This window comes from Pseudomonas sp., from assembly GCF_002796985.1.
Lineage (GTDB): Bacteria > Pseudomonadota > Gammaproteobacteria > Pseudomonadales > Pseudomonadaceae > Pseudomonas.
The window spans coordinates 1,408,371-1,435,302 of the sequence record NZ_PEKX01000007.1 but is presented as its reverse complement, the minus strand read 5'-3'; the positions used below and the strand labels follow the sequence as shown (position 1 = coordinate 1,435,302).

At 63.7% G+C, this 26,932-nt stretch carries 24 protein-coding genes and 1 pseudogene; 16 read left to right on the top strand and 9 right to left on the bottom strand.

The genetic code is table 11. The annotated features are described in order from the left end of the window. Positions 1-100: 100 nt before the first annotated feature. On the top strand, positions 101-1,852 hold the full coding sequence (gene dsbD, locus CTR55_RS12460) for a protein-disulfide reductase DsbD (protein ID WP_296286460.1): 1,752 nt from the start codon (positions 101-103) through the stop codon (positions 1,850-1,852). A 199-nt stretch (positions 1,853-2,051) separates the two neighbouring features. Then, the gene (gene dsbG, locus CTR55_RS12455; RefSeq protein ID WP_296286459.1) at positions 2,052-2,816 is read left to right on the top strand and encodes a thiol:disulfide interchange protein DsbG; all 765 of its coding nucleotides are present in this window, start codon (positions 2,052-2,054) and stop codon (positions 2,814-2,816) included. A gap of 110 nt (positions 2,817-2,926) precedes the next feature. On the opposite strand, the gene CTR55_RS12450 is transcribed toward dsbG, so the two are convergent. Both CTR55_RS12450 and CTR55_RS12445 read right to left on the bottom strand, forming a co-directional pair. Next, positions 2,927-4,696 (bottom strand): AMP-binding protein, encoded by a 1,770-nt coding sequence (locus CTR55_RS12450; RefSeq protein WP_296286458.1) that lies wholly within the window; start codon positions 4,694-4,696, stop codon positions 2,927-2,929. 92 nt (positions 4,697-4,788) lie between these two features. Beyond that, positions 4,789-5,691, bottom strand: coding sequence for a crotonase/enoyl-CoA hydratase family protein (locus tag CTR55_RS12445; RefSeq protein ID WP_296286457.1), 903 nt, complete (start codon positions 5,689-5,691; stop codon positions 4,789-4,791). A gap of 123 nt (positions 5,692-5,814) precedes the next feature. Between CTR55_RS12445 and CTR55_RS12440 the strand changes: the two genes are divergently transcribed. From CTR55_RS12440 to CTR55_RS12410, 7 genes are all read left to right on the top strand, one after another. Beyond that, the gene (locus tag CTR55_RS12440; protein ID WP_296286455.1) at positions 5,815-6,438 is read left to right on the top strand and encodes a TetR/AcrR family transcriptional regulator; all 624 of its coding nucleotides are present in this window, start codon (positions 5,815-5,817) and stop codon (positions 6,436-6,438) included. Between the two features lie 247 nt (positions 6,439-6,685). After that, positions 6,686-7,513 (top strand): PaaX family transcriptional regulator C-terminal domain-containing protein, encoded by an 828-nt coding sequence (locus CTR55_RS12435; protein ID WP_296286454.1) that lies wholly within the window; start codon positions 6,686-6,688, stop codon positions 7,511-7,513. Positions 7,514-7,529: 16 nt separating this feature from the next. Beyond that, entirely contained in the window at positions 7,530-8,549 is a 1,020-nt protein-coding gene (locus tag CTR55_RS12430; protein ID WP_296286453.1) for a fatty acid desaturase family protein, read from the top strand. Between the two features lie 755 nt (positions 8,550-9,304). Then, positions 9,305-10,600 (top strand): OmpP1/FadL family transporter, encoded by a 1,296-nt coding sequence (locus CTR55_RS12425; protein WP_296286451.1) that lies wholly within the window; start codon positions 9,305-9,307, stop codon positions 10,598-10,600. 69 nt (positions 10,601-10,669) lie between these two features. After that, on the top strand, positions 10,670-11,338 hold the full coding sequence (locus CTR55_RS12420; protein WP_296286449.1) for a DUF3313 domain-containing protein: 669 nt from the start codon (positions 10,670-10,672) through the stop codon (positions 11,336-11,338). Positions 11,339-11,495: 157 nt separating this feature from the next. Continuing rightward, positions 11,496-13,517: an alkyl sulfatase dimerization domain-containing protein gene (locus tag CTR55_RS12415; protein ID WP_296286447.1), complete on the top strand. Its 2,022-nt coding sequence runs from the start codon at positions 11,496-11,498 to the stop codon at positions 13,515-13,517. 228 nt (positions 13,518-13,745) lie between these two features. After that, the gene (locus CTR55_RS12410; RefSeq protein WP_296286445.1) at positions 13,746-14,741 is read left to right on the top strand and encodes an AraC family transcriptional regulator; all 996 of its coding nucleotides are present in this window, start codon (positions 13,746-13,748) and stop codon (positions 14,739-14,741) included. A 331-nt stretch (positions 14,742-15,072) separates the two neighbouring features. Here CTR55_RS12410 and CTR55_RS12405 read toward each other — a convergent pair whose 3' ends face one another. Next, positions 15,073-15,474, bottom strand: coding sequence for a glycine zipper domain-containing protein (locus CTR55_RS12405; RefSeq protein WP_296286444.1), 402 nt, complete (start codon positions 15,472-15,474; stop codon positions 15,073-15,075). 395 nt (positions 15,475-15,869) lie between these two features. Here CTR55_RS12405 and CTR55_RS12400 point away from each other — a divergent pair, with 395 nt between their 5' ends. The 3 genes from CTR55_RS12400 to CTR55_RS12390 all read left to right on the top strand — a co-directional run bounded on the left by CTR55_RS12400 (position 15,870) and on the right by CTR55_RS12390 (position 18,117). Continuing rightward, positions 15,870-16,460 (top strand): c-type cytochrome, encoded by a 591-nt coding sequence (locus CTR55_RS12400; protein ID WP_296286442.1) that lies wholly within the window; start codon positions 15,870-15,872, stop codon positions 16,458-16,460. Between the two features lie 9 nt (positions 16,461-16,469). Further along, complete coding sequence (locus CTR55_RS12395) at positions 16,470-17,525, top strand: c-type cytochrome (RefSeq protein ID WP_296286441.1); 1,056 nt, start codon at positions 16,470-16,472, stop codon at positions 17,523-17,525. 61 nt (positions 17,526-17,586) lie between these two features. Then, positions 17,587-18,117: a hypothetical protein gene (locus CTR55_RS12390; RefSeq protein WP_296286440.1), complete on the top strand. Its 531-nt coding sequence runs from the start codon at positions 17,587-17,589 to the stop codon at positions 18,115-18,117. A 289-nt stretch (positions 18,118-18,406) separates the two neighbouring features. Here CTR55_RS12390 and CTR55_RS12385 read toward each other — a convergent pair whose 3' ends face one another. From CTR55_RS12385 to CTR55_RS12375, 3 genes and pseudogenes are all read right to left on the bottom strand, one after another. Then, positions 18,407-18,751, bottom strand: a complete 345-nt coding sequence (locus tag CTR55_RS12385; RefSeq protein WP_296286438.1) for a cupin domain-containing protein — start codon at positions 18,749-18,751, stop codon at positions 18,407-18,409. 196 nt (positions 18,752-18,947) lie between these two features. Continuing rightward, positions 18,948-19,160, bottom strand: a pseudogene (locus CTR55_RS12380) (LysR family transcriptional regulator); the annotation flags it as partial. A gap of 88 nt (positions 19,161-19,248) precedes the next feature. Then, on the bottom strand, positions 19,249-21,177 hold the full coding sequence (locus tag CTR55_RS12375) for an LTA synthase family protein (protein ID WP_296286437.1): 1,929 nt from the start codon (positions 21,175-21,177) through the stop codon (positions 19,249-19,251). Between the two features lie 291 nt (positions 21,178-21,468). Here CTR55_RS12375 and CTR55_RS12370 point away from each other — a divergent pair, with 291 nt between their 5' ends. Both CTR55_RS12370 and CTR55_RS12365 read left to right on the top strand, forming a co-directional pair. Further along, entirely contained in the window at positions 21,469-22,128 is a 660-nt protein-coding gene (locus tag CTR55_RS12370) for a hypothetical protein (protein ID WP_296286436.1), read from the top strand. 94 nt (positions 22,129-22,222) lie between these two features. Continuing rightward, complete coding sequence (locus CTR55_RS12365; protein WP_296286434.1) at positions 22,223-22,633, top strand: hypothetical protein; 411 nt, start codon at positions 22,223-22,225, stop codon at positions 22,631-22,633. Between the two features lie 9 nt (positions 22,634-22,642). Here the strand turns inward: CTR55_RS12365 and CTR55_RS12360 are convergent, their stop codons facing one another. Both CTR55_RS12360 and CTR55_RS12355 read right to left on the bottom strand, forming a co-directional pair. Beyond that, positions 22,643-23,155 (bottom strand): ATP-dependent zinc protease, encoded by a 513-nt coding sequence (locus CTR55_RS12360; RefSeq protein ID WP_296286433.1) that lies wholly within the window; start codon positions 23,153-23,155, stop codon positions 22,643-22,645. A 223-nt stretch (positions 23,156-23,378) separates the two neighbouring features. Next, positions 23,379-24,368 (bottom strand): zinc-dependent alcohol dehydrogenase family protein, encoded by a 990-nt coding sequence (locus CTR55_RS12355; protein WP_296286431.1) that lies wholly within the window; start codon positions 24,366-24,368, stop codon positions 23,379-23,381. A gap of 161 nt (positions 24,369-24,529) precedes the next feature. Here CTR55_RS12355 and CTR55_RS12350 point away from each other — a divergent pair, with 161 nt between their 5' ends. Together CTR55_RS12350 and CTR55_RS12345 are read left to right on the top strand one after the other, a co-directional pair. Next, on the top strand, positions 24,530-25,084 hold the full coding sequence (locus CTR55_RS12350) for a GNAT family N-acetyltransferase (RefSeq protein ID WP_296286430.1): 555 nt from the start codon (positions 24,530-24,532) through the stop codon (positions 25,082-25,084). Further along, positions 25,071-25,754 carry an AraC family transcriptional regulator gene (locus tag CTR55_RS12345; protein ID WP_296286428.1) on the top strand — a complete coding sequence of 228 codons (684 nt, stop codon included), beginning with the start codon at positions 25,071-25,073 and terminating at the stop codon, positions 25,752-25,754. The genes CTR55_RS12350 and CTR55_RS12345 overlap by 14 nt, the downstream gene beginning before the upstream one ends. A gap of 199 nt (positions 25,755-25,953) precedes the next feature. Here CTR55_RS12345 and CTR55_RS12340 read toward each other — a convergent pair whose 3' ends face one another. Continuing rightward, a complete protein-coding gene (locus CTR55_RS12340; RefSeq protein ID WP_296286427.1) occupies positions 25,954-26,847 on the bottom strand; it encodes a sterol desaturase family protein in 894 nt (297 codons plus the stop codon). Positions 26,848-26,932: the final 85 nt, after the last annotated feature.

Here is a 26,932-nt window from a genome sequence, read left to right as displayed (position 1 = left end):
TGCGATGGGCACGATAACGTCGACCTCGGGCCGATCAGCTAATGCTGAGTTAATCCCCACGGATCAACCTCGCCGCCGATCGATCTGGCGAGAGGACTTCATGCAACGCTTCCTGTTACTCCTGATATTACTGCTGCCCGGCGTGGTGCTGGCACAAGCTGACGACCCGCTGTTCGGGCCGCGCAGCCAAACCACGAGCGACTTCCTGCCAGTGGAGCGGGCCTTCGCCTTCGACCAGACGCGCCTGGCGGATGGCCAGGTCAGGCTGCACTGGCGCATCAGCCCAGGCTACTACCTCTACCGCGACCGCCTGCGTATCGAAGGCGCGCCGAGTGCCCCGAAGCTGCCTCAGGGGGAAGAGCATTCGGATGCCTTCTTCGGCAACTCGACCATCTACCGGGACGATCTCGAAATCGTTCTGTCGCCAGGTTCGGCAAACTCACTGCAAGTGAGCTGGCAAGGATGCGCCGATGCAGGCCTGTGTTATCCCCCGCAACACCAAACCGTGGCGCTGCAAGCAGGCGTCTCCTCCATGCCGGTGACCAGCGACAGCGAAGTGGCTGCCGACCAGGGCTTTGCCGCGCAACTGGAGCACTCCGGGCTGGCCTATGGCCTCGCCCTGTTCTTCTCCCTCGGCCTGCTGCTGGCTTTCACGCCCTGCTCGCTGCCCATGCTGCCCATCCTGGCCTCGGTCGTCGTCGGCAGCGGCGCGCGCACCTGGCGCTCGGCCCTGCTTGCCGGCAGCTTCGTGCTGAGCATGGCACTGGTCTACGCCGCGATGGGCACCCTCGCCGCCGCGCTGGGCACCAATCTGCAAGCCTGGCTGCAGCAACCCTGGCTGATCGCTGGATTCGCCGCGCTGTTCGTCATTCTGGCGCTGCCAATGTTCGGCTTCTTCGAGCTGCAATTGCCGTCGGCACTCAGGCAGCGCCTCGATGCCGCCGGGCAACAGCGCAAAGGCGGGAGCCTCGGCGGTGCGGCGGCCCTCGGGGTGCTCTCGGGTTTGCTCGTCGGCCCCTGCATGACGGCGCCGCTGGCGGGAGCGCTGCTGTATATCGCCCAGTCAGGCGACCTGCTGCTGGGCGCTTCCGTACTGTTCGCCCTCGGGCTGGGCATGGGCCTGCCACTCATTCTGGTCGTGTTGTTCGGCCAGCGTTGGCTGCCGCGCCCTGGGGCCTGGATGGATGCGGTCAAGGGGCTGTTCGGCTTCCTGCTGCTGGCCAGCGCGTGGCTGCTGCTGCGGCCCCTTCTGGACTCGATGATCTGGCTCGGCCTCGGTGGCGCTCTCCTGCTGACCTTCGGTTGGGCCGCGCTCGAAACCGCTCGGAACCTGCCCAGAAGGCGAACGGCAGCGGGCGCCGCCGGAGTGACGGCGATCCTCTGGGGCGCGGCGATGTTGCTGGGTGCCGCGGGCGGCGCGGACGATCCGCTGCAGCCACTGAAGGTCTATGGTGCCGTGCGCGCTTCCGCGACCACCCCGTCGAACGGGTTCGTCACCTTGCGCACGCCCGCCGAGCTCGACGCGCAACTGCAGGAAGCGAAGGCACAGCAGCAATGGGTAGTGCTCGACTACTCGGCGGACTGGTGCGTGTCGTGCAAGGTCATCGAGCGGCAGGTCTTCGAGCAACCAGACGTACAGCAAGCCCTGAAAGGTGCCCGGTTGCTGCGACTCGACATCACCGCCGACGGGCCTGACAGCCGCGCCTTGCTGCGGCACTATCGCGTGCCGGGCCCACCCAGCATCCTGTGGATCGGCCCGGACGGCAGCGAACGCCGCGGGCAGCGGATCACCGGCGAGATCAGCCGGGTGGACTTCCTGGAACGCTGGCAACGCACCCGGAGCAATGGTTGATGCTGCGCCTCTCGACCTTCCTCGAACCGCTGCCGCATGGACGCCGGCGAACCGCCGACACAAGCCAGGTCACGCCTTTTGCCAAACCGTTGCCGACCCTGGAGCAACCTCCCCCGCTTCCCGCTACCCGCTCCGAGCCGCCACTGAAAAAAGGCGCTGGAGCGGACTCCTGACTTCAACATCCCACCAGAGGCTTTTCATGAACCGCAGAAACTCACTCACTCTCGGCCTGCTCGTCACCCTCGCGCTCGGTAGCGCGCAGGCGGCAGAAGAGCTGCCAGCTCCGATTCGCATGGTGGAGTCCAAAGGTGCCCGGGTCGTCGGGCAATTCGACGCGCCCGATGGCCTCAAGGGCTATGCCGCCGAGTACCAGGGGCAGGCCATGGCCCTGTACCTCACCGCGGACGGTAAGCATGTGGTGAGTGGTCGCCTGTTCGACGCGCAGGGCAACGACCTGAGCCGCGAACCCCTGGAGCGCCTGGTGTTTGCGCCCATGGCCAAGGAAATGTGGGCGAAAATGGAAAAATCGGCCTGGATCGCCGATGGCAAGGACAGCGCGCCACGAACCGTCTACGTCTTCACCGACCCCAACTGCCCCTATTGCACGATGTTCTGGCAACAGGCCCGGCCCTGGGTCGAAAGCGGCAAAGTCCAGCTCCGCCACGTCATGGTCGGCATGATCAGGGCGGACAGCATGGGCAAGGCTGCCGCGCTGCTCGCCGATGCCGATCCGGCTCGGGCCCTGCACAGCCACGAGCTGGCCGGGAAATCCAGCCCGCTAAAACCGGCGGGCAAGATTCCCGAAGCGATCCAGCAGAAGCTCGATGACAACATGGCCCTGGCCGAACAGATGGGCGTCACCGCCACGCCCTCGATCTTCTACCTCAACGAAAAGGGCCGGATGGAGCAGGTCCAGGGCGCGCCGCGACCGGAGCAGCTCGAACAGTTACTCGGCGCAAAGTGAGCTCAGGCCTTGCCCGCTCCTGCGCAATAGCCCAAGGCGCCAGCGGGCATTGCGCAAGAGCGGGCAAAGCCTGACCGCGTCGAAAACTCAGCCGTCTCTCGGGAGTTTTCCTAATCCTCTACCTGGAGATCGAAGCGCTTCAACATGCGCTCGATGTCCTTCCTCTGAGCGGCTGTCAGGCGCTTTTCCGAAGCAATGCCTACGCGCTTGGCCATGGGGTCGCTGCACGTCACGGAGGCGGCGTCGAAGACCTCTGCCAGCAGCTCCTTGACCCGATGTTCAACGGCCAGTTGGCGCAGGCGGAAGCGCGCGACCTTGCCGAAAGGGGTCAGGGGCAGTTCGTCCAGCACGAAGATGTGTTTAGGCCGAGCCGGCGGCTCGGCGATGTGCTGGGTCACAAAGCTGGAAAGCTCGGCAGGCCAGACCGCCATCCCGGTGCGGGCGACCACGAAGAGCACGGGTACTTCGCCGGCATACTCGTCGGGCATCGCCACCGCCGCCGCCTGAGCCACGCAGAGGTGCTGATGAGCTACGTCTTCGATGACCTGAGGATCGATGTTGTGCCCGCTGCGGATGATCACATCCTTGGAGCGGCCGACGATCCTCAGCTCGCCATTCGCCGCGACCGCCCCCAGATCGCCCGACGAGAACCAGCCACCCTGCGGGTCATCGATGACCCCCTGGGCGGTCAGGTAGCCCTGGAAGATGTTCGGCCCCCGGATCAGGATTTCGCCTTTTGCCCCTGGGCAATAGTCAGCGCCCGGCTCGCCCAGACTCACCTCGACGCCCGGCACGGGAGTGCCCGCCGCGTGCGCCGCACGCTGGCCATCGATCAGTTGCGCAGTCGCGATCCCGCTGGACTCGGTCATCCCGTAGAGCTGGTAGATGGGCTTGCCGACCCGGGCCTGCATCTGCAGGGAAAGGTCTTCCGGCAAGGAGGAACCGCCCGTCATGATCGCCCTGAACTGACTCAAGTCCGATACCCCGAGCGGGCTCTCTCTGATGGCCGCGAGCGAAGTCGGGACAACCCCCAGCAAGGTGATCCTGTGGCGAGCGATGACCTCCCAGATTCGCTGGATGACCGCAGGGTTGCGCATTCCCAGCGCCGTCGGAAAGACGACTGTTGCGCCAACCGCCAGGGCCGCCAAGAGGGCATCGATGGCACCGCCCACATGAAACAGCGGCAGCCCCGTCAGCAAGCGCTCGGACGAGTTGATACCCAGGCCTGCACTGGCCATGAGTGCCGCCACCGCCATATTGCGCAATGAGAGCCGAGCCAGTTTGGGATGCCCGGTCGTGCCGCCGGTATGAACCAGCGCGCCCACGCGATCCGGCGAACCTGCCGGTTCAAATGCCGAGCCTGAGTCGATGACCCCGTCCCACGGCACCCCGCCCTGAACATGCCCAGCCACGGGCACCTCGACCACGATTGGCGCGCTATCCATTGACTCGACAGCCTGCATGACCCGCGCATGCACATCCAGGGCTGGATGTGGCCCCAGGGTTACCACGACCCGGCAGCGAGCGAGGGTGAGCTGCGAGCGTATGGCTTGTGCCGACAGCAACAGATTGACGGGAAACGCCACCGCGACGGCACTGGCAGCGATGAGAGCCGACACGGCCTGGGGAACGAATGGCAGCAGAATGGCGACGGATTCATCCTCGCGAATTCCCGTCGCCTTCAGAGCGGCCGCGACCGACTGCACGTCCTGCAGCAACTGCTGATAACTGATCTTGAGAGGGGCCCCGTCAAGGTCGTTGGGAAGAAATTCCAGCGCGGTCTGCTGGGGCAACTGCCGCGCGGTATCGGCCAGCAGCTCAAAAGGGGTGGGCATCAATTCCATGCGGCGTCGCAGGCATGTGCTGGTGACAATCGACATCAAGCATCTCCTAGGGCCAGGCGGGATCCATCACGGCGCAGCGAGAACAGACGCTGCACTGTGCGTCAGGGTTGCAGCGAGCGACGGACACCTCACAGGTTCAGTCGCGCCTCCAGCTCCTTGATCAACGCCCGTGCCTCTTCCCGCTCCGGGATCGGACGACCGCTGTCGCGCCACTGCACCGCCGCCTTGAAGCCCTCCGCCTGGGCATAGCGGCGGAACCAGACTCCCTCCGGGTTGTGGCGAGTAATGCCATCGAACACCGTGGCCATCATCTGGGTCTGCTCCAGGCCCATGGTCAGCATCACCTGGTTCACCACCATCTTGTGCATGGCCAGGTGCGACTTGGGCACGCCGGCAATTCGTTCGGCGAGCTTCAGGGTGGCCGCCTCCAGGTTTTCCCGTGGTACCACTTCGTTGGCCAGGCCCCAGGCGGCGGCAGTGACGCCATCGATGGCGTCCCCGGTGAACATCAGTTGCTTGGCCCGCGCAAAGCCCAGGCGGAAGGTCCACATGGCGGTGGTCGGGCAGCCCCAGACGCGCGTCGGCATGTAACCGATCCTGGCATCCTCGGCCATCACCAGCAGGTCGCAGCTCAGCGCAATGTCACTGCCGCCTGCCGCCGCATAGCCATGCACTTTGGCGATGGTCGGTTTGCTGCAGCGCCAGAGGCTCATGAAGTCCTCGGTGTTGCGCTTCATGTAGGCGTAATCGACCATGGGGTCCCAGGGGCTGCTTTCCTGCTGGCACGGGTGCTCCTGCATCTGCTCGGCAGAATCGGCGAGGTCGTAGCCACCGCAAAACCCCTTGCCAGCTCCCTCGACGATGATCACATGGACCTCATCATTGGCCTCCGCCCAAGCCACCGCGGCCCTGATGTCGCGAGGTGTCTGATCGGTAATGGCGTTAAGGCGCTCCGGGCGATTGAGCAGCAGGCGCGCTACACGAGGTGACTGAGGATCTTGTTCGATCTGGACGGTTTCGAAAGTCGGCATCGCAGGCTCCAGGGAGTAGGTTCTTGGTTGACCAGAGGAAAACAGTCAGAATTGACTGTATGAGCCAGACCCAAAACAGTCAACGCTGACTGTACCTATCATTCACCGAGTAAATGTCCCTTCATGCAGACCGCCCCCCGCCCCGCAGCCCCCGCCAAGAAACTCGCCACCCGACAGCGCCTGCTGGATGCGGCGGTGTCCTCACTGATCGAACGAGGCGCCGCCGCCACCACGACACTGGAGGTGCAGCGCAGGTCCGGAGCGAGCCGAGGCGCGCTGCTACACCACTTCCCCACCCATGCTGCGTTGCTGTCGGCCACGATCGAGGAATTGGTCCGGCGTAACGACCAGGCAGTGCGCGAGGCGGAACTGACGATGGCGGATGTCTTGAATCCAGTGGAGCGGGCTATACGCATCCTCTCCGCCATGAGCCTACAGCCCGCATTTCTTGCAGAGCTGGAGCTTTGGGCAGCCTCCCGAACAGACTGTGATCTGCAGGCCGCTATCCGAGGAGCCGAGAGAGAGGCGCGAACGGAGCGAGAGCGGGTCGTGGAGAGCCTCTTCTCGGCCGTGCAGGAAAACCCGAACTACGAGGCAGTCAAATCACTGAGCGTTGAGTTTCTGCGCGGGATGGCGCTCTCGAGTGTTCTGGTGAGCAATCGGGAATACCACGAAAAGCTCATTACCCAGTGGGTATGGGCAGTGCGGGTGCTGCTCGAAGCCCCGCCATTCAAGGCAGGCAACTGAGGTCGACGAACCGGGTTGTGGCCTCGCCCACCAATGCCTGCGCGGCAGTCAGTGCAGGGCTACGCAGATAGCTCATCAGCCCTGAGCGCCGCACCCTCTCGGAGGGACCAGCCAGCGGATTTCCGCGTGAACGCCTGTCTGTCCTGGGCCCATCTTTAGGCCTGGGTAAAGTTACTCAAAATCAATTGATATGCACGGACAAGTAACATTACAGTGATGAGCACAACCTGAAACTAGAAGTCACCCCATGACACCCTCACCCCGCGACTTGATCCTCAAGTTCCTCCTGACGGCCGAGGAAGGTGTATTGACCGCCCGTGATGCGGTGGCCGCGTGCGCCCTGTTCGGCATTCGCGAGAACAGCGTGCGTGTCGCCCTGGTACGGCTGGCCGCCGCCGGCATGATCGAGGCCGCCGAGCGCGGCGCCTATCAACTGGGTGCCAACGCTACCGACCTGGCAGAAGACGTACGCGACTGGCGAAACACCGAAGCGCGGATTGGCCGCTGGAGCGGCGGCTGGATAGTCGCGCACTGTGCGGGCTTGGGCCGCACCGACCGCGCGCAGTTGCACCGGCGCGAACGCGCACTGGAACTGCTGGGTTTTCGCGAGCTGGAGCGTGAACTGTTCGTGCGTCCCGACAACCTCGTGGGGGGTGTAGCCCTGGTGAGGGCGCGGCTGCACAAACTGGGGCTTGAGGCAGCCGCCGCCGTCTTCCTGGCAACAGAATTCGACCCGGAACGCGAAGCGCAGGCCCGCAGGCTGTGGGACGGCAAAGGGCTGAACCGCGCTTACCGCAAGACGGCCGAAAAGCTCGGCCAGTGGCTGGCGCGCGTCGAGACGATGGAGCTCGAGACGGCGGCGCGTGAATCCTTCCTGCTGGGCAGCGCGGCAATTCGCCAACTGGTTTATGACCCACTGCTGCCCGCGCCGCTGGTGAGCCCGCCAGAGCGCAGCGCCTTCATCGAAGTCCTGCTGCGCTACGACGATGTCGGTCATGCCGTCTGGCGTGGCCTGAAAGCGCCGTCACTCGGCGAGCCTTCGCTGGGCGCCACCGCGAAACCCGTTCGCCACTGACAGTCACGAGGTTGCCATGCTCCAGGATTCCGCCGTTAGCCAGGAACGCTCATCCAGCATACGTCGCAAGGTCACGGACATTTTCAGTCGGGACGAGATCCGCATGCTGACCGAGCGTTCGGACGCCATGGGATTTGCCGCCGTCGGCTTTACCTGGGGTGTCATCGCCCTCGCCTTCGCCGCCATGGCCTGGGCGGGCGCGCAGCCGCTGATCGTGGCGATACCGGTGTTCCTGATCGCCATCGCCCTGCTCGCCGGCCGCCAGTTGGCCCTGGCGATCCTGATGCACGATGCCTCCCACGGCACGCTGTTCAAGCGCCGCTGGCTCAATGAGGTCTTTGTCGACTGGGTTTGCGCCAGGCCGATCTGGAACGACCTGAAGAAGTACCGCGCTCACCATCTGCTGCATCACTCCAGAACCGGCCAGGCGGAGGACCCCGATCTCTCGCTGGTCGCCCCTTTTCCGACGACGCGAGCATCGCTCGTCCGCAAGCTGCTGCGCGATGTCAGCGGCCTGACGGGCATCAAGTTCTTCGTCGGCCGCTTCCTCATGGACGCCGGCTATATCAAGTGGACAGTGGCCAACGAACAACTCAGGTTGCCCGCTGACGACCAGACGCTCATCAGCCGTAGCCGGATGTTCCTGCGCAACGTGACGCCGACCGTCCTCACCAACGCGGTGCTCTTTGGCCTGCTCTGGGCGCTGGGCCATCCCTGGCTGTACCTCGCCTGGATTCTCGCCTACATGACGCCCTTCTCCGCGTTCGTGCGCATTCGCTCCATGGCCGAACACGCATGTACCGACACTGCGGCGGACAACTTCCTCAATACCCGCACCACGCACGCCGGCTTGATTGCCCGCGCCACGGTGGCGCCCATCAATGTGAACTACCACATCGAGCATCACGTCATGGCCTCGGTGCCTTACTTCCGCTTGCCGTTAATGCATCGGATGCTGCGCGAACGCAACGCAACCAGTGCGCCGCCGGGCTATCTGGAGGTACTGCGGCTGGTGTCCTCGCATCACGCGGCCTGAAGAATACGGGGAGTCGGCGTAGGTCCCTGCCCTTGCACGGTGCTGCCCTCCGTTCACTGGGGCGCTGGCGGGCCAAGGCCAATCAGCCCCTGACACGGAGCGCTCTACGCTCGACGCAAAGCCCCGGCTCAGGTGCGCTGCCACCAACCACGCTTCTCTCATCAGGCGCGGCACATCGCTGAGCATGCCTCACACCTCGCCTTGCCGATGGCGAGGCGCCCCTCGCGGTATCGGTGACCGAGGGCGCTGTATTTCTATACGCCCCGGAAGGGTTCCCTCTCCGTCGAGGCCTTGCAGCATTCGTATTCGCTCAAGACGTCAATTGGGCCCCAATACACACTTGGAAAAAATGACGGCTACTCCCTCCGCGCGAACGCCAAGGCCGCCGGTTAAAGGGTTTCGAATCCCAAGCTCGGTTGGTGGCGCACTAAAAAACATAATCATTTGGCGACATTTTTTTGACCCTGCTTTGTGCTGGACCGGCTCGACAAAAGTGCGTTGCTTATCGCTAATCGCAATGAAATCAACGTCTACGCGGTTCTCTTTGCCCTCCAATCAGCGTCGTGAATTGCACAGAAAACTGTTCACAAACTGGTGTGCTGCGGTTGCAGAAGCGACATCTCTGACTAGGCTGACCTCTCACAGCCAAGCTGCATGCGCGCAGCTTGAGAGGTCGTCTCCAGAAAGTATTCGGAGCGAAGTAATCAGGCCCTCACGGCCTGACAGCCAATCCGAGAACGTTCAGGGGATGCGCAATGAAGGGATACCGTTTTCACGCGAAACAGGCTCTATACGGCACCGCTTTGGCCTATGGGCTTTGCGCTGGCTACGCGCAGGCCGGCGGCATCATGATCTACGAGGCCGGGCAGGAAGGCATGGGCCTGGCCAATGCCGGCTCCGCCGCCCTCGCCAGCGACCCCAGCATCCTGATGAGCAACCCCGCCGGCATCGCCCAGCTCAAGGGGACGCAGATCAGCGCCAACGCCCAGGTGATCCTGGGTGACATCCGCTTCTCCCGCGACGCCAACAACCAGTTCGACGGCAACGAGGGCGGCAATGCCCTGCAATGGCTGCCCGGCGCCAGCTTCTTCGTCAGCCAGCAGATCGACGAGCGTTCGGCCATCGGCTTCGGCATGTACGGCAACTTCGGCCTGGCGCTGAACTATGACGACGATTGGGCCGGCCGCTACTTCAGCCAGGAGACGGCGATTATCGGCGTGTCCTTCCAGCCCACGATCGCCCACCAGTTCACCGACGACCTCACGGTCGGCATCGGCCCGCGCATCGTCTACGGCTACTACCGCACCGAGATGGCCATCAACAACAACCTGCTCGGCCTGCGCGACAACCCCGACGGCCAGCTGGAGTACAAGGACACCGACGTTGGCGTCGGGGTCAACCTCGGCCTGCTCTACCGGCTCAGCGACAGCACGCAGATCGGCCTCGCCTACACCAGCAAGGTGAAGCTGGAGTTCGAGGACAGCCCGGACGTGAGCAAGGTCAGCAACCCCATCATCAACGCCGCGCTGAACCGCCTGGACGTGGGCTCTCTGGAACTGGACGTGAACATCCCGCAAACGGCGACCCTGAGCATCGCCCACCAGCTCGACCCGCAGTGGAAGCTGCTGGGCAGCCTGGGCTGGCAGGACTGGAGCGAGTTCGGCGAAATCGGCGTGGACGTGGACGCCAACGCCGGCGGCGTGGACCGCACCGTCGACCGCAAATACAAGGACACCTGGCACGCCTCCGTCGGCACCCAGTACCAGGCCACCCCGCAATGGCGCTGGAGCCTGGGCCTGGGCTACGACAGCTCGGCGGTGGACGACAAGGACCGCACCGTGGACAACCCCATGGCCGAGAACTGGCGCCTGGCGACCGGGGTGAACTACCAGGTCGAGGAAGGCCTGGACCTGCACCTCGCCTACACCCTGGTCTGGCTCGGCGACATGGACGTCGAGCAGAGCAAATCGCGCTCTGGCGAAACCCTTTCAGGCACCTACCGCAATGCCGCTCTGCACATCATCGGCGGCGGTGCCACCTGGCGCTTCTAAACCCTTGATACGGCTCGTTCGGAGCCGCGCACCTCACAGACTTCGGAATCGTTCACAAGGAGCTATACGATGAAGTTGATCCACACCGCAGTACCGCTGTCCCTGGCTTTCATGCTGTTGACCGGCTGCGCGAGCAAGTACGTCGAGCCCGAGAAATACTCAGGCTTTCTCAAAGACTACAGCGTCCTCAAGGAAGAGAAATCGCCCACCGGCGCACCGGTCATGCGCTGGATCAAACCGGGCATCGATGCCAGCCAGTTCACCAGCGTCTATGTCGAGCCGAGCCAGCTCTACCCGCAGCCGCAGCCCAGCGAGAAGATCCCGCAGGGCACCCTGGACGGCATCACCAAGTACTACGACCAGGTACTCCAGACGCAATTCTCCAAGGTCCTCCCCCTCGCCAGCGGCCCTGGCGCGGGTGTGCTGATCGTGCGCCCGGCGATCACCGCCGTCAGCGCCTCGACCAAGGGCCTGCAGCCGTATGAAGTCATCCCGATCGCTCTGATCGCCGCCGGCGTCAGCACCGCCACCGGTATCCGTGACCAGGACACCAGCCTGGCCACCGAAGCCGCTTTCCTCGATGGCAGCGATGGAAAGGTCGTGGCCGAAGTCGTGCGTAAAGGCGCGGGTGCCGAGCTGGATAACTCCTCTCAGGTCATGACCGCCAATGACGCCAAGGCCGTACTCGATGGCTGGGCGCGGGACATGGTCAAGTCGTTCGAACAACTGAAGAAGTGACCCTGCCATCGCGCCAGGGCGCCTGGCGCAAGCCAGGAGCCCAGCGCTCGCAGACGGCCGGAAAATGCCGCCGCTGAAATACTCGGGAAGTACCACAACACACAATGCTGGCAGTTGCCTCGAAGGGTACAGCGCGTCACGCAAGAAGGAGCTTGAAATGAAAGCGATCGATCGAAACTCGAACCCGCTTGGACACTCGCAGGCTAGCAGCCTCTGGAAGTTCAGTACCTCGTTCGCCCTGGCGGCGGCCATCTCGATGACCACCCAGGCCTGGGCCGCCGAGTCGCCCAAGGCGGCCACCGAGGCAACCAAGGCCGCCAACGATGCGTTGCTCAAGGAACTGCCCTTCAGTGACAAGACTTCGTTCGAATTGGCGCACAAGGGCTTCATCGCCCCGCTGCCTTCCGAGCCGATCAAGGGCGAGAAAGGCAACATGATCTGGGACCCGGCCAAGTACAACTTCATCAAGGAAGGTGAAGCGGCGCCTGCCTCGACCAACCCGAGCCTGTGGCGGCAATCGCAGCTGATCAACATCTCCGGTCTGTTTGAGGTCACCGACGGTATCTACCAGGTACGTAACTACGACCTGTCGAACATGACCATCGTCGAGGGCAAGAGCGGTATTACCATTTTCGACCCGCTGATCTCCGAGGAGACGGCCAAGGCCGCACTGGCGCTGTACTACAAGCATCGGCCGAAAAAACCGGTAGTGGCGGTGATCTACACCCACAGCCACGTTGACCATTACGGCGGCGTGCGCGGCGTAGTGGACGAGAAGGACGTCAAGGCTGGCAAGGTCAAGATCTACGCGCCACTGGGCTTCCTCGAACACGCCGTGGCCGAGAACGTGATGGCCGGCACCGCCATGAGCCGCCGCGCCAGCTACATGTACGGCAACCTGCTGCCGCCCAGCGATACCGGCCAGTTGGGCGCCGGCCTGGGCACCACCACTTCCGCCGGTACCGTGACCCTCATTCCGCCCACCGACATCATCAGCAAGACCGGTGAGAAGCGCGTGATCGACGGGCTCACCTATGAGTTCCTCTATGCGCCGGGCAGCGAAGCGCCGGCCGAGATGATGTACTACATCAAGGAGAAGAAGGCCCTCAACACGGCCGAGGACTCCACCCACACCCTGCACAACACCTACTCGCTGCGCGGCGCGAAGATCCGCGAGCCGCTGCCCTGGTCCAAGTACCTCAACGAGGCGCTGAAGATGTGGGGCGACGACGTGAAGGTGATGTACGCCATGCACCACTGGCCGGTCTGGGGCAACAAGGAAGTTCGTGAGCAGCTGTCGTCGCAGCGCGACATGTACCGCTACATCAACGACGAGACCCTGCGCCTGGCCAACAAGGGCTACACCATGACCGAGATCGCCGAGCAGGTGAAACTGCCCGCATCGATCGCCTCGCACTTCTCCAACCGCGGCTACTACGGCTCGCTCAACCACAACGTCAAGGCCACCTACGTGCTGTACCTGGGCTGGTTCAACGGCAACCCCGCCACCCTGAACGAGCTGCCGCCGGACGAGGAAGGCAAGCGCTACGTCGACATGATGGGCGGCGCCGATGCCGTGCTGAAGAAGGCCAAGGAGTATTACGACAAGGGTGACTACCGCTGGGTGGCCGAAGTGGTGAACCACGTAGTGTTCGCCGACCCGAACAACCAGGCCGCGAAGAACCTGCAGGCCGACGCACTGGAGCAACTGGGCTACCAGGCCGAAAGTGGCCCGTGGCGCAACTTCTACCTCACCGGCGCGAAAGAGCTGCGCGAGGGCGTGCAGAAGCTGCCGACCCCGGATACCGCCAGCCCGGACACCGTGAAGGCCATGGACCTGGACCTGTTCTTCGACTACCTGGCCATGCGTCTGAAAGGGCCTGAGGTGGCGGACAAGCACATCGCCCTCAACCTGGACTTCACCGACCTGAAGAAGAAGTACCTGCTGGAAATGGGCAACGGCGTGCTGAACCACACCGAGGGCCTGCAATCCAAGGAAGCCGACGCCACGCTCACGCTGACCCGCGACACCTTGAACAAGCTGATGCTCAAGCAGACCACGCTCAAGGACGCGGTCGCTTCGGGTGAGCTGAAGGTCGACGGCAACCAGGAGAAGCTCGGCGAACTGATGGGCTACATGGACAACTTCGACTTCTGGTTCAACATCGTCACGCCGTAACACCCGTCAGGGCACAACGGCACCTACCGCAAGCCACCGGCAGAAGCCGGTGGTTTGCTCTGCAAAGCGCTGTTATGGCCTTGCCGCAAGCAACGGCTCCAGGTCAACGCGACTCCAGCGTTTCGATGCCCTGCTCCATCCAGCCTACATCGACGAATCAAGGAATTTTCGTCGCCACGCACTGAGCGCCGTACTCGCTATCCGGCGCCAATTCGGGCGTTACAGACTATGGATACCATCCGCGGTACAGCCTTTCTTCAGTTTGGCGAACTTCTCTCTGAACGCGGAGCCTCGCTACGCGATCACCTGGCCCCTCATCGAATCGGGATGGACGTTGTCGGCGACTATGAGAAGAAATTCTCTTACCGGAGCCTCGTGCAGATCTTCGAAGGCAGCGCCCGAGCATTGAGCATGCCGGAGTTCGGCATGGAGCTGGCAAAACGTCAAAAATCTACGCTCCTGGGCCCGCTCCAGCATCTTGCCCAAACGGCGCCAACCGCTGGGGAAGGGTTGGCTGCAGTGGTGCGCTACATGCGCATCTACAGCCCCTCGATCATGTTTCACATCGAGCGGCGTCCCGGATGCCAGCTTCTCGTTTTCAGGAATGCATTGCCCTGCATCGAAGAGATCCCTCAGATCGTCGAGAAATCGCTCCTGCATGGTCGACTGCTGATGGCTGAAATTCTGGGCACACCGTTCCAGCCAGTGACCGTGCTCCTGCGGCATCAGCCCCAGGCAGAAGCCGAGGTTTACCGAGAATACTTCGGATGCCCCGTTCTGTTCGGGCAGGAACACAACGCCTTGGTGATCAGCAGGAAGGACATGCAGCGCCCCAGCGCCAGACACGATCCGATGCTCCATTCGATCGTTCGCTTCTATCTCGAAGCACACTCCACGGCAGACGAGAAACTCAGTCTTGAAGTGGAGCGCCAGATCCATGCCCTGCTACCGGTACAGCGTTGCAGCCTCGAACAGGTTGCGCTGGCGCTGAGATTGCACCCGAGAACCCTCCAGCGGCGATTGGCCAACGACGGCATCGACTTCGAGGAGCACGTCGACGCAATCCGCAAACATCGCGCGGAACAGTTGCTCTCCCAGTCGAATCTGACGATCGGGCAGATCTCTCTTCAATTGGGCTATACACGAGCCACCTCTTTCTGCCGCGCTCATCAGCGCTGGTTTGGCATGACGCCCGTTGAGCACCGACGACAGCTAAAGCATTAGTTGCGCCAAGAAAAGAGAGCACTTCTTTTGCGGAGAAAAGAGACATGCAGCTTGTGACGGACCAGCCGGGACCAATCGAGTAGATTCACTCGAACGGCAAGCGTGCATCAATTGAGTTTTTGTGGGGCGCCAACGGTGATCCGGCCCCCATTGAATGACTGGCATGCGTTTCCGGACACCGATCATTTGCGCGGAGAGGGGCCATGAAAGAACTTTGCCGAGGTAAAGCGCTACGGCCATGAGCCAACGTCAAGCTGGCTCGATCGAACAGGCCTTTGGACGAGGACAATGGCCCGCTAGTACACGGGCTCTCCAGCATCGCCAATAGCAGTTAACGGCGGTGCTTGTGGTGGTGATTGTCGTGATGGTCGTGGTCGTCATCAGCAAGGTTGTTGCCAATGGCGCTTCCTGCTGCCCCACCCAAACCGGCACCAATCAGTCCACCTGTCGAGCCGCCCACCTTGTTGCCTACGACCTGACCACCCGCCGCGCCAAGGCCCCCGCCAATCGCCGCCTCGGTCTTCTTTCCATCTTTCGCGGACATCGCTCCGCCTGCAGCACCCCCAACCCCGGCACCGATTGTGGCGCCAGTACTACCACCGACAGCATTACCCACTACGCTTCCCAAAGCGCCGCCGAGACCGCCACCGACAGCAGTGTTGGTGGTCTCGCCGGCCATAGCGCCCTGGGACGCCAGGAGGGTAAAAGCAAGTGCAGACAAGGACTTTCGCATCATTAACTCCAGAAACTGTATACAGAGCGACCAGTCTCCAGCATGCAAAACTTGCGAACAAATCGACCTTCACAGTTCATGGACCTGGGTCAATCAATCGGCACGTCAGCCACCCGCCTGTCGCTTCAGCGAACCATTTTCCGGGTATCTGCACCCAATCACTCAGCGGGTTGCATGCGCTTCCTCCTGGGGGCGCCCGTTATCGAGCTTGGGCATCAAATCATTGCGGGCAACGGGGATGAACATCTCCAAGCCACGGCGGCCAGGTTTGGATTGCGTCAGGGAGAGCGATAGTGGGCACCCACTCAGCAACGGCAGCCAGGCACAACTCGTTCTGCGCCTGTCGAAGCCGTCTACACTCAGCGCTGTTGCAGCATGAAGAGGCGGGAAACTCGATGCTCAGATGGACTTCTGTCGTACTTTTTTCATGTATTGCCGGAGCGGCCATCGCCGACGGAGTACCGGATGCTGTTCAAGCCTGCGCGGTCTGCCATGGCATGCAGGGCGAGGGGACCGCACAAGGACCGGTGCTGGCCGGGCTATCGGCCAGCTACATCTCCGCGCAGGTCACGAATTTCAATTCAAAACGGCGTAGCAATGCGCTGATGGGGCCGATGGCGGAAGCCTACGCCTCGGCCGATCTGCTGCAGCCTGCCGCTGCCTATTTTGCGGCGCAAGGCAAGCCACCCGTGCTCCAGGTGCGAGGCCAGAACCTGGCTGCCACCCCGGCGGAAAAGCTCTATTACCAGGGCGACATGGCGCGCGACATTCCAGCCTGCTTCAGTTGTCACGGCCCCTCCGCCATCGGAGATGGGCCCTTCCCAAGATTGGCCGGGCAGCAGGCTGCCTACCTGGAAGCCCAACTGCACGCCTGGCGCAAGGGCGAACGCAGCGGCGATCCCGACGGCATGATGGGAGCTATCGCCAAGCGTTTGAACGACAAGGACATCACTGCGCTGGCCAGCTATCTGGCGGCGATTCGCTGAGGAGCGCTCATGAACAGGCCCTTGCTCTATCTGTCGCTGGCGGGATGCATCGCCCTGCCCGTCCAGGCAGCCGACCCAGTGACCACCGCCATGGAAGAAATCACCGCGCAACCCAAAGCCAAGGACGCTCATTACTTCACGCCGCGGGATCTTTCGAGAATCCCGGATGGCGCCTTTGGCGACAAGATCCGCCGCGGCTATCAGCTCATCGTCAACACCCAGCGGCTCAAGGGGCGCAATGTTGGCAACCAGCTCAACTGCACCAACTGCCACCTCGATGCAGGCACCAAGGCCTATGCCGCCCCCCTGTGGGCGGCTTACCTCGCGTACCCGGCCTTTCGCAAGAAAGACAATCGGGTGAACAACTTCGCTGAACGCGTCCAGGGCTGCTTCAACTACTCCATGAACGGCAAGGCCCCCGAGCTGGGCTCGCCCGAGCTGGTGGCTATCTCCGCTTACTCGTACTGGCTGTTGATGGGCGGCCTGCTGGACATGTACGGCCTGCAGGACAAGCCAGTGCCTGAACTCAGCGATGAAGCGCTGCAACACGGTGGCCGCGACGAATCCTTCGAGCTGCCGGGGCCGCTGACAGGCAAGGTGAAGATGGAAGGACGCGAACGGATGCCCGGACGCGCCTTCGCCGCCCTGCCCGAGCCACCGCAGGCCTACTCGCCACAACGGGGTGAACAGGTTTACACGCAACACTGCGCCATCTGCCATGGTGCGCAAGGCGAAGGACGCAAGATGGCTGACGTACCAGTGATTCCGGCCTTGTGGGGAGCCGACTCGTACAACTGGGGCGCCGGCATGCACCGCGTCAATACGGCGGCCACCTTCATCTACGAGAACATGCCGCTGGGCAAGGCCGTGCAACTGAACGTCCAGCAAGCCTGGGACGTGGCGGCCTACCTCAACAGCCAGGAGCGACCACAGGACCCGCGGTTCAACGGTGATGTCGCCAGCACGGCCAAACGCTTCCATGGCTCCGATCAGGGTTATTACGGCAAAACCGTCGACGGCGCACTGCTCGGCAGCCAGGCCTACCCAGCCGGAATCGCCCCTTGAGCTGGCCGGCTCGACCGATGCACGCAAGCCCGAGAATCCGACAAATCAGACGGTGAAACCCATGGCATCGATACTGCTCAAGGCAAAACACGAACTCATCAAGGCGCTCCCGCCGACCATCTTCTTCTTCGTCATCCTGCACATCGTGGCCGTCATTCGCGCGCTCATGATCAAGGGATCGGGTGTTCCGCTTCCTGTGACCGCCTCGGTTCTGATCGCCTCCCTGGTGCTGGGCAAATCGGTTCTGGTAGCCGACATGCTGCCTTTCATCAATCGCTTCCCCGAAAAGCCGCTGATCTGGAACGTCAGTTGGAAGACCGTGATGTATGCGCTGGTCGCCCTGTTCGTGCATTACCTGGAGCGCCTCTACGAATACTGGAAAGAAGCCCCCAGCCTGGTAGATGCAAACTCCATGTTATGGACATCCATGAACTGGCCACGCTTCTGGGCGGTACAGATACTGCTCGTCACCTTGATCTTCATGTACTGCGTCATCTCGGAACTGGCGCGCGTGATAGGCCATGAGCGACTGAGGAAAATGTTCCTCGGACCACTTCCACCCCGCCCCACAGACGACAAGCCGGCTCAGTGAGAAACGTATCCGGCTGCAAGACAGCCAGACACCGATCGGAAAGCAGCCAAAGCGCACCGGGTGTGCTGGCAATGCCCAAGCTGGGTATCACGCGCAAACAGTTAGACAGCCCGTGGCCGCTTGAGTCGCGTGCACTGTCGAGGGCTAATCGCAATTCCGGTTCTGGTGCAAGCACTTCGAGGTTTCACCCAGCATGGGTCGGTAGCTACCGCTCCTGAGCGCCAGCAAACGACCAACAGGGCACCTCGGAGAAGTGCTGCAGTGGTCAAGGAAAGGATCGGGAAGCGCCCTACCCCAGCCGGACGATATCGACCGAGATTTCCACCGCCGTGACGCTGCCACGGTTCTCCAGCCAGTGCCGGGTGTTGTGGTCCTCGGGCCAGCCGACACCCGGCCCGTAGTCCGTGGCGATGCCATTGCGGTGGTCGGTGAGGGTGCCCTGCAGGATGAACACCGTGCCTGGCCGGTCGATGTGGTCATGCAGCGGGCCGAAGACGCCGCCGGGTTCGATGGTCACCCGGCGCATCCGCAGCTGACGGCCCGTCATGCCTTCGATCTCGGGGCCGAGATCGACCGTCGACAACAGCTCCACCGTCACGCCCCGTGTCTCGGGTACCACCTCTTCGCCGTTCATCACGCCAGCCTCGCTGATCGACAGGCCCTCTGTGCCAGTAAAGACCCTGGCGCGCGGGCTTCCCAGTGGCGCAACGGGCGGCGCGAAGCGAGGCGACAAAGGGTCGTTCAGCCCTCGGCCGGGGGAAGCGTCAACGCGCTATTGCAGAATCGCCACGGCCCGCACGAAGCCAGCGGAGGCATGGCGGATCTTGTAGGGGAAGCAGCTGACGCGCCAGCGAGGTCAGCTCCAGGCCCCGACCCAGGGGCACCAGCAGCGGGTCCTGGAAATGTTCGCGCAGACGGCCCAGCGCGGCACTGGTTGCCGACTGGCCGAGGTTGAGGCGCTGCGCCGCCCGGCTGACGCTGCCCTCTTCGAGCAGCACATCCAGGGCGACCAGCAGGTTGAGGTCCAGACGTCGGTAGCGCATGGGCGTCTTATACCCAAGCGCCGCGCCGGCAAGTGGCGTATTTCGAGCTGGCAGGTATCGCATCGCGCGATACCTGCCAGCTCAGGGCTCACTGCCCCGCCGTCGGTTTCCAGTCCAGCAGGTGATGGGTGAAGCCGTAGCTCGCCGACTGGTAGTAGCTGATCGCCCGGTCCACCAGCGGGTCGTCCGCTTTCTCCGGCACTTCCGTGCTCGCGCCGAGGGCCTGGTTGTGTCGGCGCAGTTCACCGCGCGGGCTGAGGATCGCCAGGTCCTGGCCGTCGAACAGCCCCAGGTGCTGGTAGTTGCCGATCACCACGCGCGGCGGCAGGGTGTTCGGCACCATCAGGTTGCGCCCGTAGAAGGTCGAGGTGTAGCTCAGGTTGAGGATCGACAGCAGGCTCGGCGCCAGGTCCAGCTGGCTCGCCAGTTCCGCGCGCTCCCCGGCCGGCAGCAGCTTGGGCGCATAGATGAACAGCGGGATCTGGTAGTTCGCCACCGGCAGGTCTTCCTTGCCGGCGCTGCCCGCGGTGTGGTCGGCGACGAACACGAACAGGGTGTTGTCGAACCAGGGCTTGCTCTTCACCGCCTTGAGGAACTGGCCAATGGCGTAGTCGGTGTACTTCACCGCGCCGTCGCGCCCTTCGCCGGAAGGGATGTCGATGCGGCCATTCGGGTAGGTGTAGGGCCGATGGTTGGAGGTGGTCATCAGTTGCAGCAGGAACGGCTGCTGGCGGGCATGGTCCTGGTCCGCCACCTTGATCGCCTGGGCGTAGAGGTCTTCGTCGCTCATGCCCCAGGCGTTCTTGAAGTGGATGTCCGACTCCTGGACGCTGGACTGGTCGACGATGCGGTAGCCGTTGCCGCCAAAGAAGGCGTTCATGTTGTCGAAGTAGCCGCGCCCGCCGTACAGGAACACGGCGTCGTAACCGACGTTCTTCAGCTGCTGGCCGAGGCTGGCGAAGCCGCTTTCGCGGCCGACGCGCTTGACGATGGAGCGGCCGGGCGTCGGCGGGATCGACAGGGTAATGGCTTCCAGGCCACGGTCGGTACGGGTGCCGGTGGCGTAGAAGTTGTTGAAGTAGAGGCTGTTGCGGCGCAGTTCGTCGAGGTTGGGAGTGAGGTTGCGCCCATCGCCGTTGCTGCCCATGTACTTGGCGCTGAAGCTCTCGATGGTCACCAGGACGATGTTGTAGCGCTTGGGCGCGCCTTCGCTGGAAATACTCCGGCGGATGTCCAAGGGGTCCGTGCCGACGAAACGCGCGTTGGGCTCGGCCAGCTCCGCGCGCATCTGCCGGGAGACTTCCTGCGCCGGCAGGGTGGAGTAGAACTGCGGGTAGTCCAGCTCGTTGTTACGGAAGGCGGCGAAGAACTGATACGGGCCGTTGCTCGCCAGCTCGCGGAAGTAGGTATTGCCGCTCTGGCCGCGCGGGGAATCCTGGTCCACCAGCAGGCCGGCCACCAGCGCCAGCACCACCAGGCCAACGCAGCCCAGCAGACGGCGCGGCGGGGACGCCACCTCGGCGTCGCGCAGACGGCCGATGACCTTGAACAGCGCCAGGGTCACGACCAGCGAAATGGCTGCCAGGATGCTCAGCAGCAGACCGATCGGGTAGGACTCGAGGATGTTGTTCAGCACCTCGTCCGAGTAGACCAGGTAGTCGACCGCGATGAAGTTGAAGCGCACCCCGAACTCGTCCCAGAACAGCCATTCGGCCACCGCGGTGAAGAGCATCACGTAGACGCTGACAAACAGCGTGGCCGTCAGCAACCAACGCCAGGTAGTGCTGCGCCAGACACGCGCGGGCATCAGCAGCAGGACCACGCCCATCGGCAACAGGGCATAGACCAGGAAACTCAGGTCATAGAGCAGGCCGACGGCAAAGACCGCCACGTGGGCCGTGCCGACTTCGGACAGATGGCCAACCAGGAGGACCAGGCGGGTCAGGAAGAAGACGGTCAGCCAGAGCAAGGCGATCAGCGCCAGGAAGCGCGTCGGAGCCGAGCGGAAGAGTTGCATGGGGTGGTCCTTGTAATGGTGCATCGAGCTGGACGGGTTGCAGCGCCAGTGGGGTGCCAGAGCCGGCAATCGAGCGGCACTCTACGGTGCGAAAGGAGAAGAATTCGTCAAATGGCGTCAGCGTATTCCGCGAACCTCATCAGTAGAGATAACAACCGAGCCCCTATCCAACGTCGGACAATCGCCAGAACCCAACCACGCCGCCCCGCCTCACGACGTCTTTTTCACACGCGCTTGACGAGTCCTTGATCGCGTAACTCGACAATGGCGGTAACTGACGAGTCCGCGCCCATGAACGAACCCCAACGCCTGTTTGTCCCCGCCGCCCATTGCGAGAACGCTGTCGTTGCCGGCAGCTCGGTCGTTGGCGGACTTCGCCAGCGCCTTCGCCAGTGGCGGTACAAACGCCTGCTCCGGCTTGCCCTGCGCCTGGCCGAGGAGCCGATCCTGATGCTCGAGGTTTCAATGTGCCCGGGCGTTGCCTGGCCGGTACTGCTGGAGCACAGCAACCGCATCATCGTGACGACCTGCCCCTCCACCGAGTCGTTGGTGGCGGCACATCAGAAGCTCCCCGAAACCCTGAAGCGACGGATCAGGGCGCTGCCCGCGCCCCAGGGCGAGGCCGAACTGCGCCAGGGTGCGGTGGACTGCCTGCTGCTCCCGGAAATCCCCCAGACCACCTGCAACGTGCCGAACATCCGGCTGCTCAACGAATGGATCCCGGTGACCCGCGACAGCGTGATTCTCTTCGCCCGTATCGGCCAACCCGATTCGACTGGCAGCGATCTCCAGGCTTGTCCCTGCGGCGTCGAGCCCCACCCCATCGGCCCGGATTTCGCCAGCGCCCGCGCCCTGGAGCGCGAGTTCCAGCGCCTGGGCTTCTCGCAAATCCGCCATCACAACGTCATCCCCGGCGTGGACGGGGTGCGGGTCTACTTACTGCGCAAGTGACGTTTGTCGAACTCCCCGGGCCTGCCCAGCAAATTCGAGGGTGCCGACTACACTGCCACTTTGCCATCACCTACGTTTCCAGGGGGCCTTCCCAATGCAGAACAGCACGGTTTTGCGCTATGTCCCCTGGTTCGCCGTGGCGCTGTTGCTGGGCAGCCTGACCGGCTGGTTCATTGGCAACGTGCTGGGGCTCAAGGGCAGCCAATGGTTCGCCGAGCCGGAATTCACCTTTGAGATCCTCGTGGCCCTCAGCGGTACGCTCTGCGGCGCACTGCTTGCTTACACCAGCGGGAGAGGGCCGGGGTGGCGAGCGGCCGGGGTGCTGACGGGCACCAGCTTCATCGTGGCCGTTCTGGCGTACTGCCAGCACAGCCTCGGTGTGCCGGCCCCGGACATGGCGCTGCTCGCTTACGCCCGGCAGTTCATCCTGGAGACCTTCGGCATCTGGATCTCACCGCTGTTCGGCGCCGCGCTGGTCGCCCTGCTGCGCGTGATCCTGCGCTGACCTTCCCGACTAGCCAGCGCCCTGGCATTTGGGCTGCTGGGTAAAGGTGCGGCGGGTGTCGACCGGGCCGATCCGATCCAGCGTCTTACGGCCGAACAGGATCGGGTAGATCATGTTCTTCCGATCCCGCAGGGAAAACTCCTCATCCAGCAACTGCTGGCCAATGCAGACCTGCATCTTCACCACGGGCCGGTGATCAGTGCCGCCAGCCCCGCGCAGCTTCACCTTGCGAATCAGCGGCCGCTCGAAGGTCTGGGAGGTTTCCTGCCCCGTGTCGCTGTTCTTCGCAACCACCTTGAAGCGCACCCACTTCTTCGAGCCCTTCTCGAAGTACTCGACATCCTTCGCATCCATGGACGAGGTCAGCGCGCCGGTATCGAGCTTGGCTTTCACCGGCACGGCTTCGGGATAAATCTCGGCTTCCTCGACCCAGCCATGCACGGTGCGCTCGTCCGAGTGCGCCTTGAACGGGATTGCCACGGCCAGGAGCAGCATGGCGATCAGGGGGGAGTTCTTTTCCACGGGAATCGTCCAACAGGTCAGAGATCGGGCGATCTTCCAGCGGAGCGCGTCAAGCCCGCGTCAAGACCGGGTCAAATCCCGGTCGTGAGCTCGACGCGCAGCGCGCCCCCGGAGAACGACCTGCCAAGCCGGGGTTTTAGCGCCGCTCCCGGACCGTCACTCCAGTCGCAAAAACCGGCGCTTCGGCATCGAAAACCGAGCGCCCGCTTCTGACTATCCGGGCTCAGACCGTCACGACAATCTTGCCCACCTGCTGGTTGGCTTCGAGGAAGCGATGCGCGTCCTGGATCTGCTCCAGCGGGAAGGTCCGCGCGATCACCGGGTACAGCGCGCCAGACTCCAGGCCCTTGACGATGAACGCCTTGGCGCGCTCCAGCGCGGCCGGATCAGCAACGATCTCGGCGTAGAGGTAGCCCTTGAGCGTCAGGCTCTTGCCCAGCACGGTGAACAGCGGGAACGGCGTCGGCTCCGGGCTCAGCGCGCCGTACTCGAGGAGAATGCCGCCACGGGCCATGGCCTGGGTCAGTACCTCGACGCCGGGGCCGCCGATCGGATCGAACACCACGCGGGCGCCCTGCCCGCCGGTCAGCGCCATCACCTTCTCGACGATGCTCTCGTCATCGCTGACGATCACATGATCAGCACCGGCCTCCAGCAATGCCTGTTTCTTGGCCTGGGTGCGAGTCACGGCGATGGACGTGGCGCCGACCATCCGCGCAACCTGGGAGGCGGCCAGGCCCACGCTGCTGGACGCCGCGGTGACCAGCACGAACTCGCCCTTCGCCAGCTTCGCCTGCTCCACCAGCGCGCCCCAGGCCGTGACGTATTGCATCCAGGACGCAGCGGCCTGCTCGAAGCTGAGGCTCTGCGGGTGCCTCACCACCAGGTACGCCGGCACGTTGGCCACTTCGCCGTAGGTACCCCAGCGGGCGATATCCAGCGGCGGAATCAGGCTCACCGCATCGCCGACCTGGATGTTCTTCACGCCGCCGCCCACCGCGCTCACCACACCGGAGGCTTCATAGCCCAGGCGGCTGGGGAACTCCGCTTCCTGCAGGTAGGCGTGGTTGCGGAACATCACTTCGGCGCGGTTCAGGCCGAACGCTCTGACCGCGATCTGCACCTCGTCCGCCGCTGGGGCGGCTACCTCCACCGCCTCCAGTTTCAGGACGCTGGCGTCACCGTATTGGTGGATTCTGACAATGCGGGCCATGGCAACCTCTCTTGAGCGGGGCCTACGCGAATGCGCCGACCGGAATGGGAGTGTAGAAAACTCATGTCGGCGCGCCCGGCTGTTCTTCCCGCTCAGGTTGTCCGGCTGGCCAAGCGCGCGCGAAAACCCGCAGACTGATCATCCGAATACAGGACTTCGACATGGATCGCCTGCCCACTCTGCCTACCGAACGCCTGCTGCTCACGCCCGTGCAGTTGAGCGACGCGCCGCTGATCCAGCACCTGTTCCCGCGCTGGGAAGTGGTGCGCTACCTCGACCGCCGCGTGCCCTGGCCCTACCCCGCCGACGGCGCGCTGGTCTACGTGCGCGACGTGGTGCTGCCGGCCATGGCCCGTGGTGAGGAATGGCACTGGATGATCCGCCTCGCCAGCGAGCCGGACGGCGCCATCGGCAACATCTCGCTCTTCGACCAACCGGGTGGGCACCGTGGCTTCTGGCTGGCGCCGGCCTGGCAGGGTCGCGGCTACATGAGCGAGGCCTGCGAAGCGGTCAACCGCTTCTGGTTCCAGACGCTGGGCCGGCCGCTGATGCAGGTGCCCAAGGCCGTTGCCAACGAAGGTTCGAGGCGTATTTCCGAACGCGAGGGCATGCGCCTGGTGGGCCGCGACGAAGGCCACTTCGTCAGCGGCGTACTGCCAAGGGAAACCTGGGAACTGACCCGGGAAGAGTGGCTGGCACGCCATGCAGCCGACTGAACAGGCCTGGCAGGGCGAGCTCTGGCTCGGCGCGGACTTTTGCCTGGTCGCCGGCACCACCGGCCATGCGCGCTCCCATGCGCACTACGCACACCAGTTGCTGATGGCCTGCGAGGGTGAAGTGAAGGCGCTGATCGACGGCCAGCCGCAGCAGGCATCGCTGCTGGTGATCGGCTCCAACCAGCGCCACGCGATCCTCGACAGTGACCAGCGTGTCATCACCCTGTTCGCCGAGCCGCTGGCGTTCGAACTGGGTGACCTGCAACGGCTCTGCCGGCAAGCCGGAGCGGACCTGCAAAAGCTCGCGGCAGGCTTATGCGCGCTGCCGCGCCGTGAGCTCGACCCGCGCCTGGAAAAAGCCCTGCAACGCATCCGCGCGCTGGACGACGGTGCCCTGCCCGCCCAGGCGCTGGCCGAGGCAGCCTCGCTCTCGCTGAGCCAACTGGAGCGGCTGTTCAGCGGCACACTGGGCCTGTCGGTGCGCCGGCTGGTGCTCTGGCAACGGCTGCGCCAGGCGCTGCGGCTGGCCATGACCGGGAGCAGCCTGACCAGCGCCGCCATCGCCGCGGGCTTCGCAGATTCCGCGCACTTCTCACGGAGTGTGCGTAGTCAGTTCGGGATTCGTGCTGATCTGACGTTGCGCCGCCTGAAGTTTCGCGTGCTGAGCTGAATATCGCAGACAAAGCGCGCTCCGAAGGTGAGGTTGGACCTCAGCGATCGGCAAGTCGTGGGGGCTTTTCGTAGGAGCGAGCTTGCTCGCGAATCCGCTTCACACCGAATGCTCCGGGAGCAATACGTTCGCGAGCAAGCCCGCTCCTACAGTCTGCATCTGGCTTTGTGCTGGCCTGCAGGAACAGGCCTTGCTCGCATCAGCGCGCGCCGACTCCCGCACGCCGCAGCCCCGCCGGCAGCGGCGCCGGCGGGTGCGCCACATCAACACGGCGAAACGGCTCGGCCAGTTGCGCGAAGTACGCCACCGGGTAGTCCGGGCGGTCGCCGATGCCCAGGTCATCCTCCGCCAGCGCGTAGTCCGGCAGGTACAGCGCGGTGCCCAGCAGGCGATCCCAGAAGCTGAAGAACAGCGCGAAGTTCACATCCCCCGCCGTGCCGTATTTCAGGTGATGCAAGCGATGCAGCGGCGCCCAGGCAAACAGGTGGCGCAGTGCGCCGATGCGCATGTCCACGTTGCTGTGCTGCAACAGCAACTGGATGGCAATGGCGAACGCCAGCAGCGCGGCAACCTCCACCGGAATCCCCAGCACCAGCAGTGGCAGCGTGCCGCCCAGTGCTTCCAGCATCTGATGCAGCGGGTGCTTCATCAGCCCGTTGAAACCGTACATGCGCGTGACGCTGTGGTGTACCGCGTGCAACCGCCAGAGCAACTGCGAACGATGACTGGCGTAGTGGACCAGGGTGATGCCGAAGTCGGCGATCAACAGCGCTGCCAGCAGTTGCAACGCCAGCGTCCAATCGTTTGGCCACAGCCCGACATGCGGCAGCCACAGGGCCATCAACGGGATCGCAGCAATGCCCAGGCCGTTCAGCGTCTCGTTGACCAGCGCGTGGAGCAGGTCACGGGCGCCGTCGCCGTGGCTCTCGTTCCAGCCCGCGCGATAGGGCCAGAGCCGCTCGGCGAGGAAGGCCAGCAGGATCGCCAGCGGCAACAGCGCCGGCAGGCAGAGCAGCGATACGCCTGCACCGACCAGGGTCAGGGCCAGGCCGATGAAACCGAAGAAGAACGCAGGGGCGTAGAGGTATCGCATGGGGCAGCTCCAGTGCAGTGGGAGCCGCCAGTGTTCCCGCGGCGCCCTCCGCTGCGCTTGAACAATCCGCGCATGTCGCCGGCAC